The organism is Lelliottia sp. GFLA7 (genome assembly GCF_056490165.1).
In genome coordinates this window covers 79,536-103,771 of record NZ_JBWLAQ010000010.1, presented here as the reverse complement: position 1 = coordinate 103,771, position 24,236 = coordinate 79,536, and the positions used below count along the sequence as shown (strand labels likewise).

The window sequence follows — 24,236 nt, the reverse complement described above, 5'->3', positions numbered from 1 at the left end:
TGTGGTGGTACAGCACGAAAGTGGGGGTGGTCGACCTGAAGAAAAAGTCGATCACCCTGGGTAAAGGATGTTAAAAAGTGTTCACCATGTCCCCGAACACCTGTCTGCCATGTCTCCGGACCGTACAGTGGGAGAGGGTCGGGGTGAGGGCAACAGACGACCACAACACTTAAGCGGCAGTTCCCTGCGCCAGCGGTGCCAGCCCCGAAGGAATTCGGCTTAACTCTTGTACCAGCGAGTCTTTGCTGATTTCACTGATGGTCTTCGCACCGGTCAGGGTCATCGCCACTTTCATCTCTTTTTCGATCAGGTTCAGCAGATTCGCCACGCCCGCCTGGCCGTGCGTGGCCAGAGCGTACAGATATGCACGGCCTAGCAGCACGCTGTCTGCGCCCAATGCAATCATGCGTACCACGTCCAGCCCGTTACGAATGCCGCTGTCGGCCAGGATCGCGATATCGCCTTTCACCGCATCGGCAATCGCAGGCAGGGCGCGTGCAGAAGAGAGCACGCCGTCCAACTGCCGCCCACCGTGGTTCGACACCACAATCCCATCTGCGCCAAAGCGCACCGCATCGCGGGCATCTTCCGGGTCGAGGATCCCTTTGATCACCATCGGACCATCCCAGAATTCGCGGATCCACTCCAGGTCTTTCCATGAAATCGACGGATCGAAATTATTTGCCAGCCAGCCAATGTAATCCTCAAGCCCGGTTGGCTTGCCGAGATAGGCCGAGATATTCCCCAGATCGTGCGGGCGGCCGTTAACGCCGACATCCCACGCCCATTGCGGATGCGTCACCGCCTGCCAGTAACGACGCATCGCCGCATTCGCACCGCTCATTCCGGAGTGTGCATCGCGATAACGCGCACCCGGCGTGGGCATATCGACGGTAAACACCAGCGTGGAACAGCCTGCCGCTTTGGCACGTTCCAGCGCGTTACGCATAAAGCCGCGATCGCGCAGGACGTACAGCTGGAACCACATTGGGCGTTTAATGGTGGGTGCGACTTCTTCAATTGGGCAAACGGAGACGGTCGAAAGGGTAAAGGGGATCCCTTTGGTATCTGCCGCAGCCGCAGCCTGCACCTCGCCACGGCGCGCGTACATTCCACACAACCCCACGGGCGCAAGAGCTACGGGCATCGACAGCGTCTCGTTGAAGAGTTTTGTCTCAAGGCTCAGGTCTGACATGTTTTTCAGCACGCGCTGGCGCAGCGCCACCTCTGACAAATCTTCCACGTTGCGGCGCAGGGTGTACTCGGAGTACGCGCCGCCGTCGATATAATGGAATAAAAACGGCGGCAGGATGCGCTGCGCTGCGGCGCGGTAGTCACTGGCTGCGGAAATAATCATGCATTGTTCTCCCTGGAATTATCATGATCGCCGGGCAGGCGGGTAATGCGCGCCTGTCGGGCCTGATCTTCATCGAATCGTTTAATGGTGGTATGCACAAAACCCAGATGCGCCATCATTGCTTTGCGCGCGGCGTCGGCATCACCGGCCAGAATGGCGTTCAGCACCGCTTCGTGCTGTTCGGTCAACTGCGCGAAAACCGGCGGCACCAGATACATGCGCTGGCGGCTCTGCTTAACGGACGATTGCAGCAGATCGAAAAACCCGCGCATGGTTTGCAGCAGCACCACGTTGTGTGAGGCTTCGGCAATCGCCAGATGAAAGCGGACGTCAGCCTGCGAGGCGATATCCGGGTCGCTGCTTTGCGTGGCTTCAAAGCAGGCTTTGAGCTTCTCCTTGTCGCTGTCCGTAGCGCGCATCGCCGCATGCCAGGCGGTGCTGGTCTCAATCGCGTGGCGCGCTTCCAGAATGTCGAAACTGTAATCGGGGTCGTTCTCCATCAGCGTCTTCAGCGGCTGGACGATATTCTGCTCGGACCAGTCGTCGTGCTGCCAGCGCACAAACGTTCCGCCGCCACGACGACTCAGCAGCACCCCTTCGCTGGTCAGCGTCGCTAGCGCTTCGCGCAGTGAATTACGCGACACGCCAAGCTGGGCGGCTAGCTGGCGTTCGGCGGGCAATTTCATGCCCGCTTCCAGCTGTTGTTCTTCAATCAGCGCCCGCACGCGAGAGGCGATCTCATCGGACAGGCGTTTGGGCATCACTATCATGGAATCATCCAGGTTAAGACGTAAGCCTGCAACGTAGTGATAACGCCGACCATGCAGGTGAAAATCAAGCTGTGTTTAACGGTAAAGCGGAACAGATCCGACTCTTTCCCGACCAGGCCCACCGCGGCACAGGCAATGGCGATAGACTGCGGAGAAATCATCTTGCCCGTTACGCCGCCCGTGGTGTTAGCGGCGACTAAGAGTACGTCTGATACGCCAATCTGCTGAGCGGCGGTCGCCTGTAATGCGGCAAACAGTGCGTTTGATGACGTATCCGAACCGGTCAGGAACACCCCCAGCCAGCCGAGGAACGGCGAGAAAAAGGTAAACGCATGGCCAGTGTGGGCGAGCGCTAATGCCAGCGTTGATGACAGGCCGGAATAGTTCGAGATAAACGCGAATGCCAGCACCATCCCGATGGAGTAAATCGGCAGCGCCAGTTCCTTCAGCGTGCTGACAAAAGTCTGTATCGCCGCTGCAGGCTTCATGCGTAGCCATACGATGGAAAGGATAGCGGCAAACAGAATCGCCGTGCCAGTGGCGGAGAACCAGTCGAATTTATACACCGCAGCATACGGCGTGGCGACGTGGACCACGGGCGGCATACGCGCCACCATTTTGTCGAGGAACGGCACGGAGATGTTGATCACCATGTCGTACAGCGCGCCGCCTGGGGCGAAAAGCGCTTTAAAGGGTGGCACGCTCCACAGGGTGACGGTGGCCGTCAGGAACAGGAACGGCGACCAGGCGCGAACAATCTGCCCAACGGTGTAATTCGTGCGTGCCAGCGTTTGATCGACTTGTGACGCACCCATATCGCCAAAGCGGAAGACGCGCACCGGCTGCCAGCGTCGCAGGAACAGGGTAAGACACACCAGCGACACCAGAGACGAGATAATGTCCGGCAGTTCCGGACCAATGAAGTTCGAGCTGAGGTACTGCGCGATGGCGAACGAGCCGCCTGCGACCATCACCGCAGGCCAGGTTTCTTTTACGCCACGCCAGCCGTCCATAATCGCCATGATCCAGAACAGCACGATAATGGTCAGGAACGGCAGTTGGCGACCCACCATTTGGCCGATTTCGAAGCTGTCCAGGCCGGTGACCTGTCCGGCAACCAGAATCGGGATGCCCATCGCGCCAAATGCCACCGGTGCCGTGTTAACGATCAGGCACAGACCTGCAGCGTACAGCGGATTAAAGCCCAGCCCCACCAGCAGTGCAGCGGTAATCGCCACCGGTGCGCCAAATCCCGCGGCCCCTTCGAGGAAGGCCCCGAAGCAGAAGCCGACGATCAGCATTTGCAGGCGTTGGTCCGGGGTGATGGACAAAATCGACGAGCGGATAATGTCAAACTGCCCGGTTTTCACCGAGATTTTATAGACAAATACCGCGGCAATAATAATCCACGCAATGGGCCACAGACCGTAGAAGAAGCCATAGATGACGGACGCCAGTGCGCGATCGACCGGCATTTTGTAGAACAACAGCGCTACCGCGAGCGCGATAGCGACGGTATACGTCGCGGCCAAATAGCCTTTCAGCTTGAGCTTAATCAGCGCGAAGAAAAAGAACAGGATCGGTAGCGATGCGATCAGGCTAGACAACCAAATATTCCCGGCCGGATCGTAGTTTTGTTGCCAGAGGCTCATTGCAGGTCTCCTGTGGACCACACGCTCAGCGTCGCGGTGAGTCTATGCTCATCTCGGCGTCACATTGAGTGTAAAAGTGGTCCTGCCAATAGTGTGATGTAGGGTTAATGACAATGAATGGTTAATCAAATGTTATGGGTAGGCAATGGGTTTGTGAGCGGAATTTGCGGTAATGTGAAGCGTTGTACGATTAGAAAGGGGATTGGTTGGACCAATTTAACGGAGCCTTTCTCTAAATGGAGATTGACCCCGTGAAATGGTCTAAGTCAGCAACTAGCGGTCAAACTACATTTTCAAGGTTGTCAGACTCCTCAATGACCAAAAGGCCGTCTTTTAGCTTGAGCTGATTATCTTTAATCTGCTGCACAATGACGTCAGATATTACTCGTTTAAGAACACTACTGGTTGATTTGAAGCCCAGCATTCTAGATACAGCCGTAACGATTTCATCCTCTGTTGCTCCCATGCTTGCTTTGACGATTTCAATTGCTCCTACAGCAATCTCTTTAGAGGAAATCATTTCAGGTTTACGTAAACCAGGAGATAAAACGTTCTGCCTGTTTCGTGGATAAATCATTGTTTCGGTATGGAAGAGGAAGCCATTTTCTTCATAAATATTGCCTTTCTTACAGGCAATTTTGGCTGATTGGCTGACAACATTTTCGATGCGCGCTCCAGCACGTTGTAATCCCCAAGCTGTACGAAGTCGGGTTATTATTTCGCTTAGGTGAACTGGAGATTCGATAAGAACAATTTTTTCAATCATATCAGCAAGAATGCCGGTAGGTGTTTCATGCAAAGCATAGGAAATATTAGCTTCTGGCCGCGACTCTTCATAGTTAGTAGAGTGGTCATTAATCGATTTAGCGTTTTCTAAACCTACTTCAATAACATCTTCTCGTTCTACCGTTACGATCTCAATGGGAACAGCACGGATAGACCCTGATTTATGTTCTGCTCTGCTATTAAGTTCCGCCTTCGCGTTTTCGACAGCATTGATAACTCGTTGTAACTGTTCTTCAGGGCGCTGGAACCAATCAGTACTCCAGATCCGATGTATGATCCAGCCGTGATCTTCAAGAACGGCCTGACGTAAACGATCGCGTTCACGTGCTGAGCGAGAGGAATGATAAGCGCTGCCATCGCATTCTATTCCCAAGAGATAGCGTCCTGGCAATTCTGGATCCGCAATGGCGAGGTCAATAAAGAATCCAGCAATACCAACCTGCGGATGTACCTGGAAACCTTTGGCCTGCAGTGCAGCAGCGACTTGTTCTTCAAATACACTATCCATAGGGCGACCGGAAGAAGTGGACATTGATAGTCGTCCAGTTCGCGCATATTGAAGGAAAAGTTTGAAAGCAAGTACGCCAACGCCTTTCGCTCGTTCCAGGTCGATATCTTCATCGGTGATGGATGCGAAAACTTCGCAGCGGCGCTTTGCTCGGCTAATCAAAACATTTAAGCGACGTTCACCTCCTTGTGAGCTGAGTGGACCGAATCGCATGGCTAGGTAGCCCTGCGCATTTCGTGAATATCCCACAGAGATCATGATGACATCTCGCTCATCGCCTTGGATATTCTCAAGGTTCTTGATGAAGAATGGTTCGCCTGGATGGGAATGGAAAAATTCTTCATATTGAGGATTTAAGCGACGGAGCAGCTCTAATTCATCCTGAATGGCTTTGCGTTGTGACACTGAGAATGTTGCAACCCCCAAGGAAAGTTGTTGGTTTAATTGTATGTGTTCAAGGATTGCCATAGCGATTCGTTTCGCTTCGATTGGGTTAGATTTGCTGGCCCCTGATTCGAAAATACCTTCTTCAACATAATGGAATCGCAACCCCATACCCGCTTCTTCAGTATATGGGCTCGGAACGATATACAATTTGTTCTCGTAAAACTGACTATTTGAAACGGCAATAAGCGACTGATGTCGGCTTCGATAATGCCAACGCAACATTCGTTGTGGTAAGCCTCTGGCTACAAACAACCCAAGGATACTTTCGATATCGGCAACTTGCGTTGAATCGTCATCGTCATCGTTGCTGGCCTCAGTCATACGGGAGAAGAAGCTTGTAGGCGGCAACTGACGTTCATCGCCGACAACAACAACTTGTTGGCACCGTGCAATAGCTCCAATTGCATCGACAGGCTGGATCTGACTGGCTTCGTCCATCACCAGTAAATCAAATGTTTGTTTTCCAGGAATTAGAAACTGTGCCACTGAGAGCGGACTCATCATCATTACCGGCTTCAATGCTTGAATAGCTGGACCCGCTTTTAGCATTAGTTGACGGATAGGCATATGGCCTCTTTTTCTCGCCATTTCGGCGCGTAAAACCCCTACAGGCCCAGCAGCTCCTATTTTGGACGGGATGCGACGATGATGTGCGCGAGCAACTTCTATACTTGAGGCCTTTATGCGCCTCAAATCCATCTCGGCAAAATAATTAACTTTACGCGTATGAAGTTCGCCATCGAAACGAGAAAGGGACGGCGTCTGGTTTGCCATTGAACTAAACAGCGATTCATAATAGGTATATTCAACAGAGCTATAGCAATTGGTAAGAGATAGTCGTCCATCTTCAAGCCTCTCAATAACCTCTGAAAGACCCTGCTGATTAGCCTGGCTACGTCTGTGTTGCCATGCCACCCATTTTGAAAGTTGCTCAGAATTCTCAACCCATGATGCTAGTTTGCTTAAAACATGATCGATACGAATTGGTTGATCATCCGTTTGGAAAAGCACATTCGACGTAGACTCTAATTCTTTGGCCAACACATCCAGTTCACCAATAATAGATGAACTTACGAATGAAAGCTGATTGGCGGAGTTTAATAATTCATCACGGTTCTCTATAGTTGCGCAAACGAAGCGTAAATCACCATATTTTTCTATCCAGGCATAATCGCAGTTCAGCCTTTTCCAGTTTGACTGGTAGCTTAACCAATCGCTACCGAATGCAGCCTTTCCAGCTTCAGATTGGGCTTCGATAGATTTTTTCTGGTTTTGAAGCTCAATAACCCTTTTAACTAGCAACAAACGGTCACTCAGGAGAGTAGTGGGCGCTTTTATGACCTGATGAGATATGGAATCTATATTATTGAGCTTAAGTACAATGGCTTCGATGAAGCTTAATGGAACCCGTTTAATTGAAAAGTGATTATCAAACCAAGATTCTGGAGATACGCCAAATGCTTTCCAGAGTTGATTCAGTTCGATATTGGTTTTTTCAAGGAGCTGGCTTAACTGTTGGTTGAGATGTTTTAAGGCATCACGATCGGAAAGCTTGCTTGCTAGTATGCGTGCTTCAGATCCTACGTCTTTAAGCGTAGCCATCCACTCCACTAATGCCTTAACTACATTACTATCGCTATTTTCACCTCGCCAATGTGGGCCGAATGCACTACTACCAAATTCATTATTACTAGCGATTTTTTTTCGAAGCGTTTGCGCCTGAATGATATTATCCAGTAGTTCAATCTGTTGCTGAATAGGCTGATTTATATCACGGATAAGAGATCTTGCAAGCGCGCGTGAACGACGCCATTCACCGTTCAGGAATTTGAATACCCCAGTATGAATGGCGAGATTGTGACGAATTTGTGTAAGTTCAGAATCCCAGACGGCATCAAAAGCATGTGGTTCTATTTTTTTGCGTAGTGAATGTAAAGTGGCTATGGAGTTAACCAATTCCATTGCTTGTTCAACACCATGTTCCCAAACAGAAGCGATAAAAGCTTGGGGGCTGACATCAGGAGCATCTGCAACTCGCTGGCTAAGCTCAATCAGGTTTTTAATATCTTGAGCTGAAAGGAATACCGATTTAGTACCTAGCTCCTGGGCCAAGTTGGCAGAGGCAGCTTGGAGTTGAGGTAATAGCATCGATAATGTTCTTGATGAGGCGAATACCTCTGGCAGAAGATTACCAGGTACAGTTTGAAGCTCATCACGAAGCTCAAGGAGTTGCGTATCAAAATGATCTTCGTGTATCAGATGTTTAATCTCATCAAACCCTTTCTCAAACATGCAGCCCTGTTCAAGAAGCGTCCTTATCTCCTTAAGAGATGATGACCAGACCGTGTTAACTAATGCAGTTTCTTCAAATTCAGGTGCATGCTTTATTGTTTCTGCTAATTGTACAATTTTGCTCGCATCGTCAAAAAAACCAGGATCAGGTGTTAAATTGACTCGCCTAGCGATTGCAATAGCTGCGTTATGGAATTCATGAGTTTGGTTTAACAATGTATTAATTTTAGAAAGGAGGCGATCAAGATCGCCAGGCAAAATTGATTCTCGCTTAACCCCGTTCCAGGGATGATTGTGAGGCAGGCCGATATCCTCAATGCGCTCTATGAGTTCTCTCACGAGATTCAACCGTTTCGTTAAATCGTTATTACTCCACTTTTCAAAGTCAGGAAGTCTAAATTCTGTTGGCGTTTGCCCATTTTGGCGAAGGCGTACTAGCTGGCCTATAACCTGATAAGGACTGAGCCCTGAAGGTGAATATATCTTATGTAGTTGGGCTGGATGTTCATTCAGTGAGTCACGGGCTTCGGTTAAGTTTTCTATCAACTCATCGGGGAATTCTCCGCGAGGTGAACCCAATTCCCAAACTCTTTTCAACTCTTCAAGTAAAATACGTTTGTTGGCTTTATTGCTATGCAGTTCAAGACAAGCATCACCCACCCCGGTCTGATCTAAACGCCTTTTTACTACTTCGAGGGCGGCCATTTTTTCAGCAACGAAGAGTACTGTTTTCCCATCTGCAATTGCAGATGCAATGATATTGGCAATAGTTTGTGATTTGCCTGTTCCTGGAGGGCCTTGTATAACCAGGTTTTTGCCTTTCCTTACCTCATGAATAGCTAATGTCTGCGAGCTATCGCTATCCATAATGTGAAGCATATCTTTTGGTAAAATGATGGGATCTATAGGGCTATCATCAGAAAGTAGACCATCGCTTTCATCAAAACCCTCTTCCATTAACGCACGAATAAGGTATTTTGATGTGATCTCTTCTCCATCTGGCCAATTTGCAGGATCCAAATCTTTATACATCAAAAACTTAGAGAAAGAAAATAATCCAAGGGTCATATCATTCGTTTTTACTTCCCAGTCAGATTTCAACGCTACCGCTTGTTGAACTGCTTCGAAGTAATTGCTGACATTTATTTCATCGTCATCATCTTCAGAAAGCATTACTGGCATCTTAATGTGATGAACACGTTCAAGAAAGGCTTCTAATGAGAGATTAGGAATGATGTCTTCTTGCCTGGCTCTTAGTTTAAATCTCTCCCCAGCATTGCCTCGTTCCAGGCTCACTGGTACCAATATCAAAGGCGCATAACGTATATTTTCTTTATTGGCGGGGTCGATCCATTTCAATGTTCCTAGTGCGAGAAATAGGATATTTGCGCCTTGTTCCTCTTCTAGGGTCTTAGAGTCATGGTAAAGATCAAGTAAACGAGTCTGGAGACCTTTAGGTGTAAGACGGGTTTGAAGTTTAGTGTCTAGATGCTGAGACTTCGTCTCAGTGCTTGTTTCATCAAACTGATATATAAATCTTTTTTCGTCAGCCAACTCTTCTTCTTGCTCGACCTCACCGTCCTTGCCTGACTTTCCATGAAGAAAAGTGAATGTCTTTTTTTCATTTACAAGAAGGTTATAGATTAACTCAGACCTTTCATCTATGACTTCCAGGAAACGCGTATTTTTAGAACGAGGGATGTTAAGTAAACGGTTTCTGGCCCCTAAATCGAGCAGTTCTGCTCTGGCTTTCTCTAGTTTCTGTTCTAACGAAAGGAGGCTGTTTTGGAAGGTCGGGCTTTCAGTAGAATTCATAAGATTTATAACCTAATGCAATGACAAAACATCACCCCCAAGAAAACCAATTTGTTTTCAAAGGAATGCCGTGTGTATTAATTTAGATTCGAAAGGAATGAATACTACTTTACTCTCATGGCAAAGAATTGTGAACCTATCCGATTTTGATATTACATGTAATCATTGATTAAGAAGATGGGAGTTATTCTTGAAGAAAAAAGCCCAATATATTCACTATGGTAATATATTGGGCTAACTTAAACTAAATTCATTAGAACGCAGTCTTACAGAACCCCGTCATCTCTTGCAGGTCCATTTCACGGCCCAGCTCAGTCATCGGGTGTACGACGACCAGACCGCGCGCGCTTTTCTTCAGCTTGCCCAGGTCGGCTTGTTCTTTTTTGGTGATCGCACGGCGATGCGGCATACCCATCAGCTTTTGTGCTTCTTTACTCAGCTTATGGCCTTTAACAGCGCGCAGACGCTCGATTTCGCCTTCGAGTTTCTCTTTCTCTTTTTCAAGCTCTGCATATTTTTCGGCAGATTCAACAAGAGACATATCAGCCTGCTGGTGGCGGATCAGATCCAGACGGTCACTCAGGCGTTTAATTTCGTTCTTTTCGACTTCTTTCATCACATATAGCTCTAAAAACGGGGGAATTACAGGAAGGATACACCAATGTGCGCGGTCTTACTTCTGAAACGCTTTCTTTAAGCTGATTCGGGAAATCAGCTCAGTCAGGGAAAGGACCATTGTTGACCGCATAACCTGTTGATAACGAAGCTTTTGCATCGCATGCAGCTCAGGATCGCTGTTATCGAAATGAGGAGCAGGCGGCAGCGCGGTGACGCAATGTAATTCGCCGAAAGGCCCAAGAATTTCGTCATCGGTAAAGGCGTATTCATTGCCGTCGTGATTTAACTCTTCGCGCAGCGCCATCAGCAATTCAGCATCTTCATATTCATGCCTGCTGAGCACGCCAAGGCCATAAATCAGCTTCAGGCGGACTGACAAATCGCCCAGCGGTCCGTCTCCGTCCAGTAACGGTTCTACAGCATATTTTACCGCGTAGTCGTCTTTGCGAAACACCTGAAGAACCAGAATATTGACCGCCTCAGTAAGTAACTCGACGGCAGCAATCAGGAAACTTCGTACGGTTTTGCCAGCATTCAGACGCTCAAGCACACGATTTTCAAAGGCCTGGGTTTGTTCCATTATTGCCTGCATATCTGACAATCTATCCATCGGGCGCAGGGTGACCTGCGCCAGAACCTGCATCATTATTTCGTCGCGTTGTATGCGTTAACCGCCTCCAGCACTACGTCACTCTTCGCTTCAAGACCAGAAAGCTGCGCCAGCGCATCTTGCGGGCCTTTGGCATCAATCAATTCTGCCAGCTCAATCGCCTGCGGATCTTGCTCGCTGCGATAATGCATGGCAGCGGCGATACCTTTCACCAAATTGGCGTGCGGCAAACCGTATTCCAGCGTGCCCAGCAGCGGCTTGATCAGACGGTCGCCCGCGCTGAGTTTACGCAGCGGCTGACGCCCAACGCGCTCAACGTCATCTTTCAGATACGGGTTTTCAAAACGACCGAGGATTTTCTGAATGTATGCCGCATGTTTCTCAGCATCAAAACCGTAGCGTTTGATCAGGACCGCGCCGCTCTCGTCCATTGCACCTTTTACCACAGCGCGGATTTTCTCATCGAGAATCGCGTCACGAATGGTTTGATGACCGGCCAATTTTCCGAGGTACGCGGTTATAGCATGCCCGGTGTTCAGCGTGAAGAGTTTGCGTTCGACAAAGGCCATCAGGTTATCCGTCAATTCCATTCCCGGAATAGCTGGCAGCGTGCCTTTGAACTGGGTTTTGTCGACGATCCACTCGCTGAAGGTTTCAACGGTCACTTCCAGCGGATCGTTTGTTGCAGACTCGGATGGGGGAACGATGCGGTCAACGGCGGAATCCACAAAACCGACGTGCTCTTCAACCCAGGCTTTGTCTTCATCCGCCACGGCGGCCAGAACGTGGCCTTTCAGTTGTGTGGTACCGCGCACCATGTTTTCACAGGCGATGATGTTCAGCGGCGTGATATTGCCCTGTGCTTTGCGTTTTGCGAGGCCTTTTGCGACGGCAGGGGCGATGCGCTCAAGCACCACCGGGCCCACGGCGGTGGTCACCAGATCGACGCTTGCGATCAGGTCTACAACGTCATCGCCAATGCTGCTAACAGCGTTGACGCCTGAGACGGTTTCGACCTGTTCGTTTTCGCCGACAACGTGAACATCGTAGCTATGACGGGCATTCAGGGCATCGAGCACCACCTGATTCACATCGGCGAATGTTAGCGTAATGCCCGCGTCTGCCAGCAGTTTGCCGATAAAGCCACGACCGATATTACCTGCGCCAAAATGTAATGCTTTCATCGTATTAACCTTCATCAATGTTTTTACCCGAGAGGGCTGGGGTGAGGCTTTTCCCTCACCCTAACCCTCTCCCCAAAGGGAGAGGGGGCCAGGCAGAACTTATTTGTTCAGCAGAGCCAGCACTTCTTCAACGCTGGTGGTCTGTGACAGGCGCTCGATAACGCTTTCATCATCCAGCGCGTTTGTCAGGCTGGTAATCACCTGGATGTGCTCGTTGTTGCGAGCGGCGATACCAATCACCAGACGGGCGATATCGTCTTCTTCTTCACCAAAACGCACGCCATCAGGATACTGACAGAACACCACGCCAGTTTTCAATACGCGGTCTTTCGCTTCAACCGTACCGTGTGGCACCGCGATAGATTCGCCCAGATACGTTGGGGTCAGCTTTTCACGTTCCAGCATGGCATCAACGTACTCTGGCTCAACGTAGCCGCCTTTCACCAGTTGCTCGCCGGCAAAGCGAATCGCTTCTTCTTTGTGGCTCGCCGTGCGGCCCAGGAAGATGTTCTCCGCACCCAGTTTGAACAGGTGGCTATCGTTCGGATCAAAACTGTCTTTCAGGCTATCGCGAACTTTCACTTCGTTTTCGGTGTGACGCTGTGCTGCAACCAGACGTTCGGTCAGGCTGGAATACAGGCCGCTATCGAGGAAGTTGGTCAGCGAAATGTGTTGTGCCTGCGGAACCTGACGCATCGCACGCTCAGTCAGATCGCGGTGCGTGATGACCAGGTCAACGTCCCCCGGCAGGCTGTTGATGGCGCTGTTGGTCACGGAGATGTGGGTCAGACCCGCATCCTGGACTTTTTTACGCAGCACACCGGCACCCATGGCGCTGGAACCCATACCCGCATCGCATGCCACGATGATTTTACGCACATGGCTCAGGTCGTTAGAGACATCGCCAGCAGATAGCGGCGTTGCAACACCTTTGGATTCGGACTTCATATCATGCATGCGACGGGTCGCAGCTTCGATATCGTCTTCTTCTTTCACTTTGCTGGTTTTCAGCAAGATGGCAGAGACCACGAAGGAGACCGCCATTGCGGCACAAATCGCTGCGATGTTAGCGAAGTAAGCGCCTTTTGGCGTCATCGCCAGTACCGCCAGGATAGAGCCTGGAGACGCTGGAGAAACCAGACCGCCACCCAACACGCTCAGAGTGAACACACCCGTCATACCGCCGAGGATAACGGCGAGGATCAGACGTGGGTTCATCAGCACGTATGGGAAGTAAATTTCGTGGATACCACCCAAGAAGTGGATGATTGCCGCGCCGCCTGCAGACTGTTTCGCACTGCCGCGACCAAAGAACATATACGCCAGCAGAACACCCATACCCGGACCTGGGTTTGCTTCAATCAGGAAGAAGATGGACTTGCCGAGTTCATGTGACTGCTGAATACCCAGCGGCGAGAAGATACCGTGGTTAATCGCGTTATTGAGGAACAGGATTTTAGCCGGTTCAACAAAGATAGACGCCAGCGGCAGCATGTCGTGAACGACCATGAAGTTAACGCCAGCAGCCAGCACTTTAGACAGCACTTCAACCGCAGGGCCAATGCCGAGGAACGCCAGAATCGCCAGGATCATACCGATGATGCCAGCGGAGAAGTTGTTCACCAGCATTTCGAAGCCGGATTTGATTTTGCCATCAACCCAAACGTCGAATTTCTTAATCGCCCAGCCGCCCAGCGGACCGGCAATCATTGCACCGAGGAACATCGGCATATCCGCGCCGACGATCACGCCCATGGTCGTAATGGCACCGACCACACCACCACGGTCACCGCCGACCAAACGACCACCGGTAAAACCGATGAGCAGTGGCAGCAGATAGGTAATCATTGGACCAACAAGCTTCGCCAGGGTTTCGCTCGGCAACCATCCTGTTGGAATGAACAAGGCGGTGATGATACCCCACGCGATAAACGCGCCGATATTTGGCATCACCATGTTGCTGAGGAAACGACCAAAGCTTTGTACTTTGATCTTGAAATCGGATGACATAAAACACCCCTTCTTATGTTTACGCTTAGGCTTTCAGCCCGAGGTTTATCGTTAATGTGCGGCGGCAGAGGTTGCTGAGCCCTGTTCTGATGCTGTGAAATTTGGCACCGAATCGTTCAACTGTCCAGACAGTGAAAATTTGTGTGATCTGCATCACGCAAATGTAGGGGGGGCGGATAACATTGAGGTGATCGTCATCACAAAATGAGAGTATGAAAAAAATACAATGGAGAAAAAAGTCGCTGATTAGGCATGTTAATGTGAAGTTGATCACATTTTATGATTTGGTGTTTGTCTCGTTATTGTGACTGATTTCACAAAATATTTTTATGCGGATTTCTCTTGATGCGATCGGCGGCAAACTCTGTATCGCCCTCCAGAGCCAGGATCACCTCACACGAAAAGCTAAATGAATTTCACCTCATAGGTTATGGCGAAAAGTGAAAACCTAGATTACGCTCATTATGTAAAGTTAAGTCTATTATTATTCATGATATATTTTGTCACGCTTATAAACTTGCATGGAGATATAACAAAAAACCATACTCCCCGGCTCTGAAATAATAAGTGCATTAGATTGTACTTAAAATGAATTAATTTGGTTGCGTACCATTTTATTAATTTAATGAGTTGACGTTGTTTTGAGTGAGGCAAATATGTTTTTAAACTATTTTGCGCTGGGTGTATTGATTTTCGTTTTCCTGGTTCTTTTTTACGGAATCATTGCCATCCACGACATCCCTTATTTAATGGCAAAAAAGCGTAATCATCCCCACGCTGATGCGATCCATACGGCGGGTTGGGTGAGTCTGTTTACGCTCCACGTTATCTGGCCCTTCCTGTGGATTTGGGCCACGCTGTACCAGCCAGAGCGCGGGTGGGGTATGCAAAATCAAGCCGTTCCCGGCCCGCAGCAACCTGATGTTGATGCCCTTTCTAAACGCGTTGCCGACCTGGAACAGCGGCTTGCCGCCACGCCTACGCCCGCGAATAAAAATACGGCAGAGGGTTAAATATGGATCTGCTCATTATTTTGACTTACGTGGCGTTTGCGTGGGCAATATTTAAAATTTTCCGCATACCTGTTAATCAATGGACGCTGTCTACTGCCGCATTAGGTGGAGTGTTTATTGTCGCTGGTTTGATTTTATTAATGAACTACAACCATCCGTATACGTACACGGCACAGAAAGCAGTAATTTCCATTCCGATTACCCCGCAGGTTACTGGGGTGGTGAGTGAAGTCACGGATAAAAATAATCAGCTCATTAAAAAAGGCGAAGTGTTATTTAAATTGGACCCGGTGCGCTATCAAGCCAGAGTCGACAGACTTAAAGCGGATTTAGTGACGGCGACACACAGTATTGATGTCCTGAAAGCGCAGCTTTCGGAAGCAGAAGCGAATACCACTCGCGTGTCTGCCGAACGTGACAGACTTTATAAAGATTTCCAACGCTACCTGAAGGGCAGCCAGGCGAAGGTCAATCCCTTCTCAGAAAGCGACATTGATAATGCGCGGCAAAACTATCTGGCGCAGGATGCCATGGTCAAAGCGTCCATCGCGGATCAGGCGCAAATCAAAAGTCAGTTAGACAGCATGGTCAACGGCGAGCAATCGCAAATTGTCTCACTGCGCGCCCAGCTTACAGAAGCCAACTACAATCTTGAACAGACCGTGGTGCGCGCACCCAGCGATGGCTATGTCACTCAGGTGCTGATCCGTCCCGGGACCTACGCCGCTGCGCTGCCATTACGTCCGGTGATGGTGTTTATTCCGGAGCAAAAACGACTCATTGTGGCGCAGTTCCGCCAGAACTCGTTACTGCGTCTGAAACCGGGTGACGAAGCTGAAGTGGTCTTCAACGCGCTTCCGGGCCAGGTCTTCAGCGGTAAGCTCACCAGCATTTTACCGGTGGTGCCGGGTGGTTCTTATCAGGCTCAGGGCGCGCTGCAATCGTTAACGGTGATTCCGGGTACGGACGGGGTGCTTGGCACGATTGAGCTCGCGCCGAATGCGGATGTCGAAGCGCTGCCGGACGGCATCTATGCGCAAGTGGCCGTCTATTCCGACCACTTCTCTCACGTCTCGGTGATGCGAAAAGTGCTGCTGCGCATGACCAGCTGGATGCATTACCTCTACCTCGATCATTAAGGTTCTGCCTTTTTTCGTTGCCTGATCCATACTTACCCTTTTGGGTGAATCAAGGATCAGGCAATGAAACTCATCGGCAGCTACACCAGTCCATTCGTGCGTAAAATTTCGGTTCTCCTGTTGGAAAAAGGCATCACGTTCGAGTTTGTGAATGAGCAGCCGTACAACGCAGAGAATGGCGTGGCGCAGTATAACCCGCTGGGAAAAGTCCCGGCGCTGCTCACCGATGACGGCGAATGCTGGTTTGATTCCCCGATTATTGCGGAATATATCGAACTGCTCGGCATTGCGCCTGCGATGGTGCCGCGTGAACCGAAAGCAGCGCTTACTGTGAGGCAAATCGAAGCGCTGGCGGATGGCATTATGGATGCGGCGCTGGCGTCCGTGCGTGAGCAAGCGCGCCCTGCGGCGCAGCAATCCGAAACGGAGCTATTGCGCCAGCGGGAGAAAATCAGTCGCAGCCTGGACAGATGTGAACAGCTTCTGCATGACGGCAGTGTTAAAACCGATACGCTGAATCTGGCCACGATTGCGATTGCTTGCGCCGTGGGCTACCTCAATTTCCGCCATGTTTCTCCGGGCTGGTGCGTAGAGCGTCCACTGCTGGTTAAACTCGCTGAAACGCTCTTCCAGCGCGAAAGTTTTGCCCGTACGGAACCGCCTAAGGCTTGATGCGGGTTATAACACTTCTCCTCTTTAGCCTGTACAATCCCTTTAGAAATTGACTCCCTCTCCCGTCGGGAGGGGGATAAAACCCCCACTTCCAGGCATGACAATGACGACTCATCATTCCCTCTACAGCCAGATACCTGCGTCCGATCGCCTGCTGCGTGATCCCCGCTTCACTCCCATTCTTGAACAGTTCGGACACACTCGCGCCGTCGCGTTGTTGCGTTTGTTACAGGATGAAGCGCGCCTGCATATTCAGGCTGAAAACGCACTGCCACAGTGGTGTGCGGACTGGCCACTGGAAGTCGAAAAGCGCTTGAAAACACAAGCGCAGAGCGCGTTGCGTCCGGTCATTAACCTTACCGGAACGGTACTTCACACCAATTTAGGCCGTGCACAGCAGGCTGAAGAGGCGATTGAGGCCGTCACGCAGGCGATGCGTTCGCCCGTGACGCTGGAATACGATCTGGATGGCGCTGGCCGTGGTCATCGTGACCGGGCGCTGGCGAGTCTGCTGTGCCAGATTACGGGCGCAGAAGATGCCTGCATCGTGAATAACAACGCGGCGGCAGTGCTGCTGATGCTGGCCGCGACCGCAAGCGGAAAAGAGGTTGTGGTGTCGCGTGGTGAATTAGTGGAGATCGGCGGGGCGTTTCGCATTCCGGATGTGATGCGCCAGGCCGGTTGCACGCTGCATGAAGTGGGGACGACGAACCGGACGCATGCGAAAGACTATCGCGCTGCGGTAAATGAAAACACCGCGCTGTTGATGAAAGTCCACACCAGTAATTATCAGATTGAAGGTTTTACCAAAACCGTTGAAGAGGTGGAGCTGGCAGAGATTGGCCGCGAGCTGAACGTGCCGGTGATTGCGGATTTGGGCAGCGGTTCGCTGGTGGATCTCAGCGTGTACGGCTTGCCGAAAGAGCCGATGCCGCAGGAGATGATCGCCGCGGGCGTCAGTCTGGTCAGTTTTTCGGGCGATAAGCTGCTGGGTGGTCCGCAGGCGGGCATTATTGTCGGCAAACGCGAACTGATTGAAAAGCTACAGCAGCATCCGCTGAAACGTGCGCTTCGCGCCGATAAAATGACGCTGGCGGCGCTCGAAGCCACGCTGCGACTGTATCTCCATCCGGAAAAACTGGCGGAACGGCTGCCCACGTTGCGATTGTTGGCGCGCGATGCGGCGTCGATTCGCGCTCAGGCCGAGTTATTGCGCGCAAAAATCGCTGCGCATTTCGTGGCGTTTGACGTGCATGTTGAATCCTGTCAGTCGCAGATTGGTAGCGGCTCGCTGCCAGTGGATCGCTTGCCGAGTGCCGCGCTGACGTTTACGCCCCGCGACGGGCGCGGTAGCCAGCTCGAAGCGCTGTCATCTTGCTGGCGTGCATTGCCTACGCCTGTCATTGGTCGCATCTATGACGGGCGGCTGTGGCTGGATCTGCGCTGCCTTGAAGATGAAGAACAGTTTCTGGAGATGTTGCTGAAATGATTATTGCCACTGCCGGTCATGTCGACCATGGGAAAACCACGCTACTGCAGGCCATCACGGGTGTGAATGCCGATCGCTTGCCCGAAGAGAAAAAACGCGGCATGACCATCGATTTGGGATATGCCTATTGGCCGCAACCCGATGGCCGGATTCTGGGCTTTATCGATGTGCCTGGGCATGAGAAGTTTCTCTCGAATATGCTGGCAGGCGTTGGCGGAATCGACCACGCACTGCTGGTGGTGGCCTGTGATGATGGCGTGATGGCGCAAACGTGCGAGCATCTGGCCATTTTGCAATTGACCGGTAACCCGCAGCTCACGGTTGCGCTGACGAAAGCGGATCGTGTCGATGAGAGTCGTATTAATGAAGTCCGCGAACAGCTTCAGGCGACATTACAGGAATACGGTTTTGCCGATGCGCCTGTTTTTGTCACGGTCGCTACAGAAGGGCGGGGAATCGACGAACTTCGCACGCATTTACAGAATATTTCTTCGCGCGAGCAAACCCGCGATCATCGGTTCCGTTTAGCCATCGACCGCGCATTTACCGTGAAAGGGGCTGGACTGGTCGTCACCGGTACGGCGCTGAGTGGTGAAGTGAAAGTGGGGGACAGCCTGTGGCTGACGGGCGTCAACAAACCGATGCGTGTACGTGGTCTCCATGCGCAGAATCAGCCCTCTGAACAGGCACATTCCGGGCAGCGTATCGCGCTGAACATTGCGGGTGATGCTGAAAAAGAACAGCTCAATCGCGGCGACTGGCTGCTGTCCGACGCGCCACCGGAGCCGTCCGAGCGCGTGATTGTGTCCCTGCAAGCCCATACGCCGTTGACGCAGTGGCAGCCGCTGCATATCCACCATGCCGCCAGCCACGTCACTGGCCGCGTTTCGCTGCTGGAAAACGATCTGGCAGAGCTGGTATTCGATACGCCGCTTTGGCTGGCTGATAATGACCGACTGGTGCTGCGCGATATCTCCGCGCGGACCACGCTGGCAGGTGCTCGGGTAGTGACGTTAAATCCACCCCGTCGCGGCAAGCGCAAAGCTGAATATCTCCAATGGTTGGCGGCGCTCGCGCTGGCAGAGAATGATAAATCCGCCCTGGCGGTGCATCTCGATCGCGGTGCGGTAAATCTTGCTGATTTTGCCTGGGCGCGGCAGCTGAGTGATGAGGGGCTGCGCCGATTGTCGCAGCAGCCCGATTTTATCCAGGCAGGCGTTAACTTACTGAACGCGCCGGTCGCCGCGCGCTGGCAGCGTAAAGTGCTGGCGACGCTTGCGACTTATCACGAACAGCATCAGGACGAACCGGGGCCTGGGCGTGAACGGCTGCGCCGTATGGCTCTGCCGATGGAAGATGACGCGCTGGTTCTGCTGTTGATTGAAAAAATGCGTGAAAGCGGCGTCATCCATAGCCACCACGGTTGGCTGCACCTGCCGGATCACAAAGCGGGCTTCACGCCTGAACAAGATGCGATATGGCAAAAAGTCGCGTCGTTATTTGGTGATGAGCCCTGGTGGGTACGCGATTTGGCCCAGCAGACGGGGACAGACGAGCAGTTCATGCGTCAGGTGTTGCGCCATTCAGCGCAGCAGGGGCTGATTACGGCGATCGTGAAAGATCGCTACTACCGTAACGATCGTATCGTGACGTTCGCCAATTTGATTCGCGAGTTGGATCAGGAAAAGGGATCGACCTGCGCGGCTGACTTCCGCGATCGGCTTAACGTCGGGCGTAAGCTGGCGATTCAGATTCTGGAATATTTTAATCGGATTGGTTTTACGCGTCGTCGTGGTAATGATCATCTATTACGCGATTCGTTATTATTTCCTGAGATAATATCAGTCGATAATACAAATTAACAAAAAGATAAGTTTATATACTAAATAATATATTTCGCAGGCTTAAAAATAAAAAGCCTGCGAATATCCACGCAATATTACATTTTTGATCATGTTTTTTATATTCCCCTTTTTGTATTCTGCCTTGAACATTAACCCCTTCGAGGTATTACTATGACTGCATCCGTATTTTATATTCCTTCGGTGAATATTATAGGCTCTGACTCATTAGTTAGCGCAATGGACACTATGCGCGATTACGGCTGGCGTCGCGCGCTGATTGTGACAGACGCGGTGTTAAACAAAATGGGGATGGTCGCCGATATTCAAAAAGCGCTTCAGGAGCGCGATATTGTGAGCGTGGTTTTTGATGGCACGCATCCAAATCCAACCACCGCCAATGTTGCTGCCGGGCTGAGAATATTAAAAGAGAATAACTGTGATTGCGTTATTTCACTCGGCGGCGGTTCTCCGCATGATTGCGCGAAAGGCATTGCGCTGGTGGCGGCAAACGGTGGCGATATTCGTGACTATGAGGGCGTCGATCGCTCGGCAAAACCGCAGTTACCCATGATTGCGATTAATACCACGGCGGGCACGGCATCCGAAATGACCCGTTTCTGCATTATTACCGATGAAGTGCGTCATATTAAAATGGCGATTGTCGATAAGCATGTCACACCTGTTTTGTCCGTGAATGACTCTTCGCTGATGGTTGGCATGCCGAAATCCCTGACGGCCGCAACCGGTATGGATGCGTTGACTCACGCGATAGAAGCCTATGTGTCCATTGCCGCCACGCCGATCACCGACGCTTGTGCATTGAAAGCGATGACAATGATCGCCGAGAACCTGACGCATGCGGTAGAAGATGGCAGCAATGCTGTCGCCCGTGAAGCAATGGCCTATGCGCAATTCCTGGCGGGTATGGCGTTTAATAATGCGTCTCTCGGGTATGTGCATGCGATGGCGCATCAACTGGGCGGTTTTTACGATCTGCCGCACGGCGTGTGCAATGCGATATTGTTGCCACACGTGCAGACGTTTAACTGCAAAGCGGCAGCCCCGCGTCTGCGTGATTGCGCCCAGGCGATGGGTGTCGATGTCAGTCAAATGACCGCAGAACAGGGTGCACAGGCGTGTATCGCAGAGATTCGCTCCCTGGCGCGTAAAGTGAATATCCCGGCGGGTCTGCGTGACCTCAACGTGAAGGAAGCGGACTTCCCAATTCTGGCGACCAATGCGCTGAAAGACGCCTGCGGATTCACTAATCCAATCCAGGCCACGCATGACGAGATTATGGCGATTTATCGTGCGGCGATGTAATCCGTGATTCCTGTCGTAAAGCTGTAAGCGGCTGGCGAAAAAAACGCCAGTCGTGACTACCCTTGTTAGACACCAACAGCAAGGAGACGGTCATGACGAATAATCCTCCCTCAACGCGTTTGCAGCCTGGCGAGTATGGTTATCCCCTCAAGTTAAAACCCCGGTACGGCAACTTCATAGGCGGCGGCTGGGTTGCTCCCGTCGACGGCGAATATTACTCGAACCTGACGCCTGTCACTGGGCAACCGCTGTGCGAAATCGCCAGCTCCGGCAAAAAAGATATCGATCTGGCGCTGGATGCAGCGCATAAAGCGAAAGAGAAATGGGGACACACCTCGGTTCAGGACCGAGCCGCCATTCTGTTGAAAATTGCCGATCGGATGGAGCAAAACCTGGAGCTGCTGGCAGCGGCTGAAACCTGGGATAACGGCAAACCGATCCGCGAAACCACCGGCGCTGACGTACCACTGGCTATCGACCACTTCCGTTATTTTGCCTCCTGTATTCGCGCTCAGGAAGGGGGAATCAGCGAGGTGGACAGTGAAACGGTTGCCTACCATTTCCACGAGCCGCTGGGTGTCGTGGGGCAAATTATTCCGTGGAACTTCCCGCTGCTGATGGCGAGCTGGAAAATGGCTCCCGCGCTGGCGGCGGGCAACTGCGTGATCCTCAAACCGGCACGCTTAACCCCGCTGTCCGTATTGCTGCTGATGGAAATCATTGGCGACCTGGTTCCGCCGGGGGTGATTAACGTTGTGAACGGGGCCGGCGGCGAAATCGGTGAATATCTGGCGACCTCGAAGCGAATCGCGAAAGTCGCGTTTACCGGCTCCACGGAAGTGGGCCAGCAGATCATGCAGTATGCGACCCAAAATATCATTCCAGTCACGCTGGAGTTGGGCGGCAAATCGCCGAACATTTTCTTTGCCGATGTGATGGATGAAGAGGACGCTTTCTTCGACAAAGCGCTGGAAGGGTTTGCGCTGTTTGCCTTTAACCAGGGCGAGGTTTGCACCTGTCCAAGCCGAGCGCTGGTGCAGGAATCCATTTATGAACGCTTCATGGAGCGGGCTATTCGTCGGGTGGAATCCATCCGCAGTGGTAATCCGCTGGATAGCGTCACGCAGATGGGCGCACAGGTTTCGCAGGGGCAGCTGGAGACTATCCTCAATTATATCGATATCGGTAAGAAAGAGGGCGCAGATGTTCTGACCGGCGGGCGTCGAAAAATGCTTGAAGGCGATCTGAAAGATGGCTTTTACCTTGAGCCGACCATTCTGTTTGGCAAAAATGATATGCGCGTTTTCCAGGAGGAAATCTTCGGTCCGGTGCTGGCGGTGACAACGTTTAAAACCATGGAGGAAGCACTGGAGTTGGCCAACGATACGCAATATGGCCTCGGGGCGGGTGTCTGGAGCCGCAACGGTAATCTGGCGTACAAAATGGGGCGCGGAATTCAGGCCGGACGCGTCTGGACAAACTGCTATCACGCCTATCCGGCCCATGCCGCGTTTGGCGGATATAAGCAGTCGGGGATTGGGCGCGAAACGCACAAGATGATGCTGAACCATTACCAGCAAACGAAATGCTTGCTGGTCAGCTATTCGGATAAACCGTTGGGTTTATTCTAATTATCAGGCGAGGGCCGTCCATGGACGGCCTGAGAAATATGTGTGCGTAAGCTATTCAGAACGCTGTCCAGCACATACTGGACACGCCACGGCTGATACTCTCGCTTGCGGAAAATAGCGGTGAGATCGAGCCACCACTCCTCCCGGTGCGGAAAGCAGGGAACCAGCGTGCCTTTACTGATCTCCTGCTGCAGGCTCTCTTTCGGCGCGAAGACAATACCTAAATTATTTCGCGCTAATTCCAGCGCTGTTTGCGTATTATCACAAATATAATTTCCGGTGACTTTGTAGTCGCGCACTTCATTGCTGTTATAAACACAAAATCGCCAAATATTGGCGTCATCAACCAGCATTGAATCAATCAAAATACAGGAATGATTAATTAAATCGTCTGGGCCTTGAATGGGATGTTGCTTTAAATAGGTTTCAGTGGCGAAAGCGGTCACGGAATATTTTGCCAGTACGCTGGCAACTAAATTTTCGTCTTTAGGTTGCGCATACGTAATTAATATATCGCAATCATCCGGGAAGGATACGCCTTCGGCAAATTCGTTGCGATCAAGATTATACGTTTTTAAGGCGAGACGAATGTCTCCGATCTCTTCAATCTCATGTACGACGTGACGCGCGAGATACGTAATGATTCCGGTAGGGGCATAAATTGTCACGCGGCCACTTTTCTCATGCTTATAATCAGCAATAAAATTAATGAGTTGGCTATTTTTATCCAGCGAAGCATTGATGTAAGGCACCAGCGCTTCGCCGAACTGAGTCAACGCCAGTTGTCGCGTCGTACGTTCAAATACTTTCAGCCCCACACGCATTTCAAAATCGGAAAGATATTTACTGACATTGGCCTGCGCCATGCCTAACAGGGCGGCGGCATCTCCGATACTGTGCGTTGCAGCGATGACGGAAATGATCTTTAACTCACGTGGTTTAATCTGTAAATTATTCATCGTGAACGGCCATTTATATGATTTTGTATATAATATTATACTATTTACGCCATTGCATAGACAAATTTGTAACCATTATTATTCGCCTGCTTCTTTGGCATTTAATGGATTACAGGG

At 51.1% G+C, this 24,236-nt stretch carries 16 protein-coding genes; 7 read left to right on the top strand and 9 right to left on the bottom strand.

What is annotated here, in order from left to right; all coding sequences use genetic code 11:
• Nucleotides 1–169 precede the first annotated feature (169 nt).
• From lldD to AC07RN_RS19260, 8 genes are all read right to left on the bottom strand, one after another.
• Nucleotides 170–1,357 carry an FMN-dependent L-lactate dehydrogenase LldD gene (gene lldD / locus AC07RN_RS19295; protein WP_478337074.1) on the bottom strand — a complete coding sequence of 396 codons (1,188 nt, stop codon included), beginning with the start codon at nt 1,355–1,357 and terminating at the stop codon, nt 170–172.
• On the bottom strand, nt 1,354–2,127 hold the full coding sequence (lldR, locus tag AC07RN_RS19290; RefSeq protein ID WP_407438927.1) for a transcriptional regulator LldR: 774 nt from the start codon (nt 2,125–2,127) through the stop codon (nt 1,354–1,356). Before lldR ends, lldD begins: the two co-directional genes overlap by 4 nt.
• A complete protein-coding gene (gene lldP / locus AC07RN_RS19285; protein ID WP_478337073.1) occupies nt 2,124–3,779 on the bottom strand; it encodes an L-lactate permease in 1,656 nt (551 codons plus the stop codon). Before lldP ends, lldR begins: the two co-directional genes overlap by 4 nt.
• 280 nt (nt 3,780–4,059) lie before the next feature.
• Nucleotides 4,060–9,627 (bottom strand): DUF3320 domain-containing protein, encoded by a 5,568-nt coding sequence (locus AC07RN_RS19280; RefSeq protein ID WP_478337072.1) that lies wholly within the window; start codon nt 9,625–9,627, stop codon nt 4,060–4,062.
• Nucleotides 9,628–9,880: 253 nt separating this feature from the next.
• Nucleotides 9,881–10,243: a YibL family ribosome-associated protein gene (locus AC07RN_RS19275; RefSeq protein WP_235134436.1), complete on the bottom strand. Its 363-nt coding sequence runs from the start codon at nt 10,241–10,243 to the stop codon at nt 9,881–9,883.
• 57 nt (nt 10,244–10,300) lie between these two features.
• A complete protein-coding gene (gene mtlR / locus AC07RN_RS19270; RefSeq protein ID WP_478337071.1) occupies nt 10,301–10,891 on the bottom strand; it encodes a mannitol operon repressor MtlR in 591 nt (196 codons plus the stop codon).
• Entirely contained in the window at nt 10,891–12,039 is a 1,149-nt protein-coding gene (gene mtlD, locus AC07RN_RS19265) for a mannitol-1-phosphate 5-dehydrogenase (protein WP_478337070.1), read from the bottom strand. The genes mtlR and mtlD overlap by 1 nt, the downstream gene beginning before the upstream one ends.
• Nucleotides 12,040–12,138: 99 nt before the next feature.
• Complete coding sequence (locus AC07RN_RS19260; RefSeq protein WP_011915402.1) at nt 12,139–14,049, bottom strand: PTS mannitol transporter subunit IICBA; 1,911 nt, start codon at nt 14,047–14,049, stop codon at nt 12,139–12,141.
• A 656-nt stretch (nt 14,050–14,705) separates the two neighbouring features.
• Between AC07RN_RS19260 and AC07RN_RS19255 the strand changes: the two genes are divergently transcribed.
• From AC07RN_RS19255 to exaC, 7 genes are all read left to right on the top strand, one after another.
• A complete protein-coding gene (locus AC07RN_RS19255; RefSeq protein WP_235134438.1) occupies nt 14,706–15,062 on the top strand; it encodes a DUF3302 domain-containing protein in 357 nt (118 codons plus the stop codon).
• Between the two features lie 2 nt (nt 15,063–15,064).
• Nucleotides 15,065–16,201 carry an HlyD family secretion protein gene (locus AC07RN_RS19250; RefSeq protein WP_235134441.1) on the top strand — a complete coding sequence of 379 codons (1,137 nt, stop codon included), beginning with the start codon at nt 15,065–15,067 and terminating at the stop codon, nt 16,199–16,201.
• A 63-nt stretch (nt 16,202–16,264) separates the two neighbouring features.
• Nucleotides 16,265–16,873: a glutathione S-transferase gene (locus AC07RN_RS19245; protein ID WP_478337069.1), complete on the top strand. Its 609-nt coding sequence runs from the start codon at nt 16,265–16,267 to the stop codon at nt 16,871–16,873.
• Nucleotides 16,874–16,976: 103 nt separating this feature from the next.
• Entirely contained in the window at nt 16,977–18,362 is a 1,386-nt protein-coding gene (gene selA, locus AC07RN_RS19240; protein WP_478337068.1) for an L-seryl-tRNA(Sec) selenium transferase, read from the top strand.
• Entirely contained in the window at nt 18,359–20,224 is a 1,866-nt protein-coding gene (gene selB / locus AC07RN_RS19235; RefSeq protein ID WP_478337067.1) for a selenocysteine-specific translation elongation factor, read from the top strand. Before selA ends, selB begins: the two co-directional genes overlap by 4 nt.
• 153 nt (nt 20,225–20,377) lie before the next feature.
• Entirely contained in the window at nt 20,378–21,529 is a 1,152-nt protein-coding gene (yiaY, locus tag AC07RN_RS19230; RefSeq protein WP_449555333.1) for an L-threonine dehydrogenase, read from the top strand.
• 92 nt (nt 21,530–21,621) lie between these two features.
• Entirely contained in the window at nt 21,622–23,160 is a 1,539-nt protein-coding gene (gene exaC / locus AC07RN_RS19225; protein ID WP_478337066.1) for an acetaldehyde dehydrogenase ExaC, read from the top strand.
• Here exaC and AC07RN_RS19220 read toward each other — a convergent pair.
• A complete protein-coding gene (locus AC07RN_RS19220) occupies nt 23,157–24,119 on the bottom strand; it encodes a LysR family transcriptional regulator (protein WP_133632066.1) in 963 nt (320 codons plus the stop codon). The two genes, exaC and AC07RN_RS19220, sit on opposite strands and share 4 nt — an antisense overlap.
• Between the last annotated feature and the right edge of the window lie 117 nt (nt 24,120–24,236).

Coding starts and splice junctions, on each gene's coding strand:
- exaC (WP_478337066.1), top strand. CDS start 21,622: ATGACGAATAATCCTCCCTCAACGCGTTTGCAGCCTGGCGAGTATGGT.
- mtlD (WP_478337070.1), bottom strand. CDS start 12,039: ATGAAAGCATTACATTTTGGCGCAGGTAATATCGGTCGTGGCTTTATC.
- AC07RN_RS19255 (WP_235134438.1), top strand. CDS start 14,706: ATGTTTTTAAACTATTTTGCGCTGGGTGTATTGATTTTCGTTTTCCTG.
- lldP (WP_478337073.1), bottom strand. CDS start 3,779: ATGAGCCTCTGGCAACAAAACTACGATCCGGCCGGGAATATTTGGTTG.
- AC07RN_RS19220 (WP_133632066.1), bottom strand. CDS start 24,119: ATGAATAATTTACAGATTAAACCACGTGAGTTAAAGATCATTTCCGTC.
- mtlR (WP_478337071.1), bottom strand. CDS start 10,891: ATGATGCAGGTTCTGGCGCAGGTCACCCTGCGCCCGATGGATAGATTG.
- AC07RN_RS19275 (WP_235134436.1), bottom strand. CDS start 10,243: ATGAAAGAAGTCGAAAAGAACGAAATTAAACGCCTGAGTGACCGTCTG.
- lldD (WP_478337074.1), bottom strand. CDS start 1,357: ATGATTATTTCCGCAGCCAGTGACTACCGCGCCGCAGCGCAGCGCATC.
- lldR (WP_407438927.1), bottom strand. CDS start 2,127: ATGATAGTGATGCCCAAACGCCTGTCCGATGAGATCGCCTCTCGCGTG.
- AC07RN_RS19245 (WP_478337069.1), top strand. CDS start 16,265: ATGAAACTCATCGGCAGCTACACCAGTCCATTCGTGCGTAAAATTTCG.
- AC07RN_RS19280 (WP_478337072.1), bottom strand. CDS start 9,627: ATGAATTCTACTGAAAGCCCGACCTTCCAAAACAGCCTCCTTTCGTTA.
- AC07RN_RS19260 (WP_011915402.1), bottom strand. CDS start 14,049: ATGTCATCCGATTTCAAGATCAAAGTACAAAGCTTTGGTCGTTTCCTC.
- yiaY (WP_449555333.1), top strand. CDS start 20,378: ATGACTGCATCCGTATTTTATATTCCTTCGGTGAATATTATAGGCTCT.
- AC07RN_RS19250 (WP_235134441.1), top strand. CDS start 15,065: ATGGATCTGCTCATTATTTTGACTTACGTGGCGTTTGCGTGGGCAATA.
- selA (WP_478337068.1), top strand. CDS start 16,977: ATGACGACTCATCATTCCCTCTACAGCCAGATACCTGCGTCCGATCGC.
- selB (WP_478337067.1), top strand. CDS start 18,359: ATGATTATTGCCACTGCCGGTCATGTCGACCATGGGAAAACCACGCTA.